This is a genomic window from Actinoplanes derwentensis, from assembly GCF_900104725.1.
Lineage (GTDB): Bacteria > Actinomycetota > Actinomycetes > Mycobacteriales > Micromonosporaceae > Actinoplanes > Actinoplanes derwentensis.
The window spans coordinates 3,007,375-3,017,253 of sequence record NZ_LT629758.1 but is presented as its reverse complement, the minus strand read 5'-3'; the positions used below and the strand labels follow the sequence as shown (position 1 = coordinate 3,017,253).

The window sequence follows — 9,879 nt, the reverse complement described above, 5'->3', positions numbered from 1 at the left end:
GACATGGACACCGAAGCGAAGCTCCGCGACTACCTGAAGCGGGCGACCGCCGACCTCCTGCAGGCCCGGCGTGATCTGGTCGACGTTCAGGAACGGGCTGCGGAGCCGATCGCGATCATCGGGATGGCCTGCCGTTATCCCGGCGGGGTCGGCACTCCCGAACAACTCGGCGATCTCCTCGACGCCGGCCGGGACGCGATCGGCGACTTCCCGTCCGACCGCGGCTGGGACGTCGCCGAAGGGGACTTCGCGCTGCGCGGCGGTTTCCTCGACGACGCCGGTGCATTCGACCCGGCCGTCTTCGGGATCTCGCCGCGTGAGGCGCTCGCCATGGACCCGCAGCAGCGGCTGCTCCTGGAATGCGCGTGGGAGGCCTTCGAACGGGCCGGTCTCGACCCGCTCGGGGTGAAGGGGTCCCGGACCGGGGTCTTCGCGGGAGTGATGTACCACGACTACGCCACCCAGCTGACCGCCCTGCCCGAAGGGGTCGAGGGCTATCTGGCCACCGGCACCTCCGGCAGTGTGGTGTCCGGGCGGGTCGCCTACACGTTCGGGCTCGAAGGCCCGGCGCTGACCATCGACACCGCTTGTTCGTCGTCGCTGGTCGCGCTGCACCTGGCGATTCAGGCGCTGCGTCGCGGCGAGTGCACGATGGCGCTGGCCGGTGGGGTCACCGTGATGGCCAGTCCCAGCACGTTCGTCGAGTTCGCCCGGCAGGGCGGTCTGGCCGCGGACGGCCGGTGCAAGCCGTTCGCCGCGGCGGCCGACGGCACCGGGTGGTCCGAGGGGGCGGGGCTGCTCCTCGTCGAGCGGCTGTCCGACGCTCAACGTCAAGGGCACAAGATCCTTGCTGTGGTACGGGGGACCGCGGTCAACCAGGACGGTGCCTCCAACGGGCTGACCGCCCCGAACGGGCCCGCCCAGCAGCGGGTCATCCTCGACGCGCTCGCCGACGCCCGGCTCACCCCGGAACAGGTCGGCGTGGTCGAGGCGCACGGCACGGGCACCCGTCTCGGTGACCCGATCGAGGCGCAGGCCCTGCTGGCGGCGTACGGCGAAGATCGAGAAGAACCGCTGTTACTCGGCAGCCTCAAGTCCAACCTGGGCCACACGCAGGCCGCCGCCGGTGTCGGCGGCGTCATCAAGATCGTGGAAGCGCTGCGGCGTGGCCTACTGCCGAAGACCCTGCACGTCGACGCGCCCTCCACACACGTCGACTGGTCCAGCGGCGCGCTGGAACTGCTCACCGAGGCACGGGCCTGGCCGCGCGGCGAGACACCCCGCCGGGCCGCGGTCTCGTCGTTCGGTTTCAGCGGCACCAACGCCCACGTCGTCCTGGAGGAGCCGCCGCTGCCCGCCGAGGTTCCGGCGGGCAGCACCCCGATCGTCCCGCTGCCGCTCTCCGGCGCCGGACCGGACGGGCTGCGCGCCCAGGCCGCCGTCGTCCGCGACCACCTGAGCGCCACCGGCGGCACCCTCGCCGACCTGGGCGCCACCCTGATCGGCCGGGGCGCGCTGCCGATCCGCGCGGTCGCCTGGGACACCGCCGGGCTCGACGCCGTCGCCGCCGGTCTCGCTCCGGTCGCCGGATCCCCGCTGGGCAGCACCGATGTGGTGTTCGTCTATCCGGGGCAGGGCGGTCAGTGGCTGCGGATGGCAGTCGGGCTGCTGGAGTCGGCGGCGTTCGCGGACCGGCTCCGGGAATGTGATGCCGCGCTGGAGCCGCTCGTCGGGTTCTCCGTGGAAGCCGTGCTGCGCGGCGACGAGGACTGGCTGACACGGGTCGCCGTCGTACAGCCGGTGCTGTGGGCCGTCGGGGTCGCCCTGACGGCGTGGTGGGAGTCGTTCGGTGTGCGCCCGGCGGCGGTCGCCGGGCACTCGCAGGGTGAGGTTGCCGCAGCGGTGGTGGCCGGGGCGCTGTCCGTCGCGGACGGCGCCCGGGTGGTCGCCGCCCGGTCGCGGGCCCTGGTGGACCTGGACGGCACCGGGCGGATGGCGTCGATCGGCGCGCCGGCCGACGTGGTGGAGTCGTATCTGGCTGATCCGCGCTGGGCCGGCCTGGTGATCGCGGCGGTCAACTCACCGTCGCAGGTCGTCGTGGCGGGCGAACGGGACACGGTCGAGGAGTTCGTGTCCCGGGTCGAGGACGACGGCGTGCGGGCCCGGCTGGTCGAGGTCGGCTACGCGTCGCATTCGCCGTATGTGGAGCCCGTGCACGACGCGGTGATCAGCGCGCTCGACGGGCTGCGTGCCGCGGTGCCGGTGATCCCGTGGTACTCCACCGTCACCGGCGAGCCCGTCACCACCCCGGCCGGGGCCGACTACTGGTGGTCCAACCTGCGGAACCAGGTGCGCTTCGCTCCGGTCGTACAACGCCTCGCCGTTGATGGTTTCCGCTTGTTCGCCGAAGTCTCCGGCCATCCGGTTCTCACCGTCGCCCTCGAACAGTGCGCCCCCGGCGCCGGTGTCTGGGGCACCCTGCGGCGCGGCGAGGACGGTCCGGCCGGGCGGATCCGCGCCCTCGGCGAGGCCTGGGTACGCGGCGCCACCGTCGACTGGCACGCATGGCCCACCGACGGCCACCGCCTGCCCGGACTGCCCACCTACCCGTTCCAGCGGCAGCACTACTGGCTGACCGGTGCACCCGGCACCGGAGACCTCGCCGGATCCGGGATCGACGGCACCGGCCATCCGCTGCTCGCCGCCGCGGTGCTGCTGCCCGGCTCCGGAACCGTCGTGTTCACCGGCCACGTCTCCCGCCGTACCCAGCCATGGCTGACCGACCATGACGTGCTCGGCACGGTTCTGGTCCCCGGCGCGGCCCTCCTCGAGGCAGCGCTCGCCGCCGGCGAATGGACCGGCACCCCGGTCGTCGGGGAACTGTTGCTGCAGGCCCCGTTCGCGCTGCCCGCGACCGGCGGCGCCGACCTGCGGGTCACCGTCACCGACCCGGACCCGGTCACCGGCCGCCGCGAACTGACCATCCACTCCCGCCCCACCCCCGAAGACCCGTGGACGGCACACGCCACCGGCACCTTGCACCCGGCCGATCCGGGCGCGGGGCCCGTGGCGGTGGATCAGGCGTGGCCGCCCGCCGACGCCGAACCGGTGGACGCCGCCGAGCTGTACTCCGCCCTGGCCGCGACCGGGCTCGAGTACGGTCCCGCCTTTCAAGGTCTGCGGCGAGCGTGGCGGCGCGACGGTGAGATCCTCGCCGAGGTCGTGCTGCCCGACGGGCTCGGCGATGACGGTTACGGGGTGCATCCCGCTCTGCTCGACGCGACCCTGCACGCGCTGGCGGCCGGGGGACTGGTGGACGGTGCGGACGGTGCGGCCCGGCTGCCGTTCGCCTTCCGGGACGTCCGGTTGCACGCGATCGGTGCCGGTGAGCTGCGGGTACGCCTCACGGCGGCGGAGGGGCAGGACACCGTCCGGCTCACCGCCCTGGACGGCACCGGTGGGCTGGTGCTCACGGTCGAGGCGCTCAGCGTCCGCCCGGCCGTCGCCGAACGGACCGCTGCGGATCGGGCCCTGCCGTTGTACACCCTGGACTGGGCCGATAGCGGGCTTCTGGCTTCGGCCACGGATGCGCCCACCGCGATCGCGCCAGGCGATCAGGCTGTCTTCCTAGGAAGCTTTAGGGGTGGTGGCGACGCGCTCATGCTCGACTGCGCCGGCTCCGGGTTCACCGATGCGGCCGGCGTTCGCGAGCTGACCGCCCAGGTGCTGGCGACTCTTCAGCGTTTCCTTCGCGAAGACGCCAGCGACAGCGAAGACGAACCGGGTGTCGCCGGCGGAACGGGCACGACCGGGCTGCATCTGGTTGTTCGCACTGATGGCGCCATTGCCGTGGCCGCCGGGGAATCCGTCGCGGATCTGGATGCGTCGGCGGTGTGGGGTCTGGTGCGGTCGGTGCAGAGTGAACATCCCGGTCGGCTCACCCTCGTGGACACCGACGACCCGGCGGTGATCTCCTCGGTACTCGCCTCCGGCCATCCGCAGGCCGCCGTCCGGGATGGCCGGATCCTGGTGCCGCGGGTGGTCCGGGACTCCGGCGACATCGCTGAACTGCCGGACCTCACCGGTGGGACCGTCGTGGTCACCGGCGCCACCGGCACCCTCGGCCGGCTGATCACCCGGCATCTGATCGCCGAGCACGGCGTGCGGGACCTCCTGCTGCTGTCCCGGTCCGGGGGAGGCGAAACCGGGAGCACGGAGACAGCCGGGGGAGTGCGGATCCGGGCGGTCGCCTGCGACGTCACCGATCGGGTGGCGGTGGCGGAAGCCCTGGCCGGGGTGACGGTCAGTGCTGTGGTGCATACCGCCGGGGTTCTCGACGACGGGCTGCTCGACGGGCTGACGCCGGAGCGGCTCGACGTGGTGATGCGGCCCAAGGTGGATGCCGTGATCAACCTGCACGAGGCGGTGGCGGGGCATCCGGTTGTCGCGTTCGTGCTGTTCTCGTCGGCTGCCGGACTGCTCGGGAACGCCGGTCAGGCCAACTATGCGGCGGCCAACACGTTCGTCGACGCGTTCGCCGCGTACCGGCGTGGGCTCGGGCTTCCGGGTACCTCGCTCGCCTGGGGGCTGTGGGAGACCGATGCCGGGATGGCCGGTGGGCTCACCGATGCCGACCGGCGGCGGCTGCGGCGCGGTGGAGTGCTGCCGTTGGCGCCGGAGCAGGGGCTCGCCCTGTTCGACGCGGCCCTGCGGGCGGACCGGGCGCTGACCGTGCCGGTGGCGCTCAGTCTGTCCGCGTTGCGGGCCACCGCCGAGAGCGGGCTGCTGCCGGCGGTGTTGTCGGGGCTGGTGCGCACCGGGCCGCGCCGGGCCGGGGTCGCGGCCGATCCGGGGTCGTTCGCGCGGCGGCTGGCGGGGCTGGCGGTCGCCGAGCGGGAGCAGACCGTGGTGGAACTGGTCCGGAGCACGATCGCCGGGGTGCTCGGGTTCGCCGGTGGTGCCGCGATCGACGGGAACCGGGCGCTGCGGGAGCTGGGTTTCGACTCGCTGACAGCGGTCGAGCTGCGTAACCGGCTGCAACTGGTCACCGGGCTGACCCTGCCGGCGACGCTGGCTTTCGACTACCCGAATGCCCGCGCCATCGCCCGCCACCTCATCGACCGCGCCGTGGGGACCGACAGCGCCGACGGCATCGTGCGGGGCGGCGCACGAAGCGGCGTCAGCGCGGACGAGCCGATCGCGATCATCGGGATGGCCTGCCGGTTCCCCGGTGGGGTGCGGTCGCCGGAGGATCTGTGGCGGCTGCTCAGCGACGATGTGGACGCGATCTCCGGGTTCCCGACGGATCGGGGCTGGGATCTGAGCGGCACCGATTTCACCCGGCAGGGCGGGTTCCTCTACGACGCCGGTGAGTTCGACGCGGGGCTGTTCGGGATCTCGCCGCGGGAGGCCCTCGCGATGGATCCGCAGCAGCGGCTGATGCTGGAGACGAGCTGGGAGGCGTTCGAACGGGCCGGCCTCGACCCGATGGGCCAGCGCGGTACCCGTACCGGCGTGTTCGCGGGTTTGATGTACCACGACTACGGCACGGGGCTGACCTCGCTGCCGGAAGGGGTCGAAGGATACCGGGCCACCGGCGTGTCCGGGAGTGTGGTGTCGGGCCGGGTGTCGTATGTGTTCGGGCTGGAGGGTCCGGCGCTGACGGTCGACACCGCCTGTTCGTCGTCGCTGGTCACGTTGCATCTGGCGGTGGAGTCGCTGCGCCGCGGCGAGTGTGATGTGGCGCTGGCCGGTGGGGTGTCGGTGATGGCGAATCCGGCGACGTTCGTGGAGGTGGCGCGGCAGGGCGGGTCCGCGCCGGACGGGCGGTGCAAGCCGTTCTCGGCGGCGGCCGACGGTGCCACCTGGTCGGAGGGGGCCGGGGTGCTGCTGGTGGAGCGGTTGTCCGATGCCCGGCGTCAGGGCCACCCCGTTCTTGCTGTGGTACGCGGGACCGCGGTCAACCAGGACGGTGCCTCGAACGGGCTGACGGCTCCGAACGGGCCGTCGCAACAGCGGGTCATCCGGGCGGCGCTGGAGTCGGCGGGGCTGGAGCCGCACGAGGTGGACGCGGTGGAGGCGCACGGCACGGGTACCCGTCTCGGCGACCCGATCGAGGCTCAGGCGTTGCTGGCCACGTACGGCCAAGGTCGTGAGATCCCGCTGCGACTCGGTAGCGTCAAGTCGAACCTGGGGCACACGCAGGCCGCCGCCGGTGTGGCCGGCCTGATCAAGACGGTGCTGGCGCTCGGGCACGGCCGTCTGCCGCGGAGTCTGCACATCGACGCGCCGTCCCCGCAGATCGACTGGGCCAGTGGTGCGGTCGAGTTGCTGACCGAGGCGGTGGACTGGCCGGTGACGGCGCGTCCGCGTCGTGCCGGTGTCTCGTCGTTCGGTATCAGCGGCACCAACGCCCACATCATCCTGGAGCAGGCGCCGCCCGCGGTCGCGGAGCGGGCGAACCCGGAGCTGCCGGTGGTGCCGTTGCTGCTGTCCGGCCGGGACCGGGGCGCGCTGGCCGGGCAGGCCCGCCGTCTGGACACCTATCTGCGGGATCGGGCCGACGTGCCGCTGACTGACGTGGGGCATGCGCTGGTGGGCCGGGCCCGGCTGGAGCATCGTGCGGTGGCGCTGGACGCGGCCGGTCCGGCGGCTTTGGCCGAGGGGCGTCCGTCGGCGGCGGTGGTCACCGGGGTGGCCGGCCCGGACGGCGGTGTGGTGTTCGTCTTCCCTGGTCAGGGCAGTCAGTGGGAGGGGATGGCCGCCGGGCTGCTGGAGGGTTCCCCGGCGTTCGCAAAGCGGCTGCGTGCCTGTGACGCGGCGCTCGGGCGGTACCTGGACTACTCGGTGGAGTCGGTGCTGCGCCGCGACCCGCAGGCGCCCGATCTGGATCGGCTGGATGTGGTGCAGCCGGTGTTGTTCGCGGTGATGGTGTCGCTCGCTGCCTGGTGGCGGGAGCACGGGGTGGTTCCGGCGGCGGTCGTCGGTCATTCGCAGGGTGAGATCGCGGCGGCGTGTGTGGCCGGGGCGCTGAGTCTGGACGACGCGGCTCGTGTGGTGGCGTTGCGCAGCCGGGAGATGACGACGATCGCCGGTTCGGGGGCGATGCTGTCGATCGCCGAGTCGGAGGCCGAGGTGGCGGTCCGGCTGGCCGCGCTGGACGGTGTGGAGGTCGCCGCGGTGAACGGGCCGGCGGCGGTCATCGTCGCCGGGAACACCGTCGCGATCGACATGCTTGCCGCTGATTGTGAGCGGGACGGGGTGCGGGCCAAGCGGATCCGGGCGAGCGCGGCCGGGCACACCGCTCAGGTCGAGGTGTTGCGGGAGCGGGTTCTGGAGTTGCTGGGTCCGGTGCGGGCGGCGGTGCCGGGGGTGCCGTGGTATTCGACGGTGCACGCCGAGCCGGTGACGCTGGTGGACGGTGCCGGGTACTGGTACGACAACATGCGCCGTCCGGTCCGGTTCGCCGCCGCCGCACAGCGGTTGATCGCAGACGGTTACCGGCATTTCGTCGAGGTCAGTCCGCATCCGGTGCTGACCGCCGGGTTGCAGGACGTGGCCGCCGCGGCCGGTGTGCCGGTGGCGGTGACCGGTACGTTGCGGCGTGCCGAGGACGGTCCGGAGCGGGTGGTCCGGGCGTTGGCCGAGGCGTGGACGGCCGGGTTCCCGGTGGACTGGTCGACGGTGTTCACCGGTGGCCGGCGGGCGCCGGATCTGCCGACCTACGCTTTCCAGCACCAGCATTACTGGCTGGCTGATGTTCCGGGTGTGGCGGCTGGCGATCCGGACGACGATTTCTGGGGTGCGGTCGAGGCCGCTGACGCGACGGCGCTCGGGCGGGCGCTCGGGGTCGGCGCGGACGCGGTGGCGCCGGTGTTGCCGGCTCTGGCCGGGTGGCGGCGGGCCCGCCGGGAGCGTTCGCAGGTGGACGACTGGCGGTTCCGGGTGGTGTTCAAGCCGCTGCCGGAGCCGGAGCCGGGGCGGCTGGCCGGGGCCTGGCTGGTGCGGCACGACGACGGTGTCGATCCGAGTGCCGTGGTGGGGCTGTTGACGGCGGCCGGTGCGGAGGCGGTGACCGGCGACGAGACGGCTCTCTCCGCGCGGCGGTGGGCGGGTGTGGTCTGGCTGACCGGTGATGTCGCGGGGACCCTGGCTCTGCTGCGGGCGGTCGGCGGGCTGGGGTCGCCGTTGTGGATTCTCACCCGGGGCGGGGTGTGCGCGGTGCCCGGTGACGGTCCGTCGGATGTGGCCGGAGCGCAGGTGTGGGCTCTGGCGCGGACGTTCGCGCTGGAGCACCCGGAGTCCTGGGGTGGGGTGATCGATCTGCCGGTGGTGCTGGATGAGCGGGCTGCCGGGCGGGTCGCGGCGGTGCTGGCCGGGTTGAACGACGAGGACCAGGTGGCGGTACGGGTGACCGGGGTGCTGGCCCGGCGGCTGCGTCCGGCGCCGGCCGCGGTGGGCACGCCGCTGTGGCAGCCGAGCGGCACGGTGCTGATCACCGGCGGTACCGGTTCGCTCGGTGCGCACGTGGCCCGGTGGGCGGCCCGTGACGGGGCCCGGCATGTGGTGCTGACCAGCCGGCGTGGTGCGGCCGCGGCCGGTGCGGGCGAGTTGCGGGCGGAGCTGACGTCGTACGGCGCGGAAGTGACGATCGTGGCCTGTGACACCGCCGACCGGGACCAGGTCGCGAAGTTGATCGCCGGTCTGCCGGAGCCGGTCACGGCGCTGGTGCACGCCGCCGGCACGCTCAGCCCGGTCCTGTTGGCCGATTCGACCCGGGAGGATCTGGACGAGGTCCGGTCCGGCAAGGTCGACGGGGCGCGGCATCTGCTGGATCTGCTGGATCCGGCGCATCTGGAGCAGGTGGTGCTGTTCTCGTCGAACGCTGGTGTGTGGGGCAGTGCCCGGCAGGGTGTCTACGGTGCGGCGAACGCGGCTCTCGACGCCCTGGCCGAGCAGGCCCGGCACCGTGGGCTGCCGGTGACGTCGGTGGCGTGGGGGTTGTGGGACGGCGGCGGGATGGCCGAGGACTCCGGTGGTGAGGACTACATGCGGCGGCGTGGATTCCGCGGGATGGCGCCGGAGGCGGCGATCACGGCGATGCGGCAGGCCGCCGGTGCGGGCGAGACGTTCCTGGCGGTGGCGGACGTCGACTGGGCCACGTTCGCGCCGACGTTCGCCTTCTCCCGGTCCCGGCCGCTGATCGCCGACCTGCCCGCGGTCAAGGCGCTCGCCGCGACCGCTGAGCAGGCTCCGGCGGCCGACGCCGGGGCGGCGTTGCGGACCCGGTTGGGCGCGGCGGCTCCGCACGAGCATGAGCAGATCGTTCTCGACCTGGTCCGGGCGCACGGTGCGGCGGTGCTGGGTCATGACGGCCCGGACGCGGTCGATCCGCGCCGCCCGTTCAAGGAGATCGGGTTCGATTCGCTGACCGCGGTGGACCTGCGGAACCGGCTGACCGCGGCCACCGGGGTGACGTTGCCGGCCACGCTGGTGTTCGACCATCCGACGCCGGTGGCGGTGACCCGGCTGCTGCTGGACCGTCTGGTCGATGCGGGCGGCAGTACGCCGGAGACGGTGATGGCCACCGTGGACCAGCTCGCCGCTGCGCTGGCCGCCACGGCCGGGGACACCGCGTTGCGGTTGCGGGTGGAGATGCGGTTGCGGGGGCTGCTCGACGGTCTCGGTCTCGGTGACGGTGCGGTCGCGGTGCCGGCCGCGGTGAGTGAGCGGCTGGAGTCGGCGAGTGCCGACGACGTGTTCCGGTTCATCGACGAACTCGGCGTCTGAGGGGTTCCGGCAGGGGCGCGGTAGGGGTAGGCCGGTGCGCCGGTCGGCCCCTACCTTCGGGCCAGGCTGCCGGTAGTGGAGACGACGCTC

General features: G+C 73.2%; 1 protein-coding gene. It reads left to right on the top strand.

Features of this window, described 5'->3' with window-relative positions; all coding sequences use genetic code 11:
• Window positions 1-3 precede the first annotated feature (3 nt).
• Complete coding sequence (locus BLU81_RS13500; protein ID WP_092544809.1) at window positions 4-9,789, top strand: type I polyketide synthase; 9,786 nt, start codon at window positions 4-6, stop codon at window positions 9,787-9,789.
• Window positions 9,790-9,879 lie beyond the last annotated feature (90 nt).

What these genes read in the sequence shown, in the direction of transcription:
- BLU81_RS13500 (WP_092544809.1), top strand. Translation starts at nt 4, where the DNA reads ATGGACACCGAAGCGAAGCTCCGCGACTACCTGAAGCGGGCGACCGCC.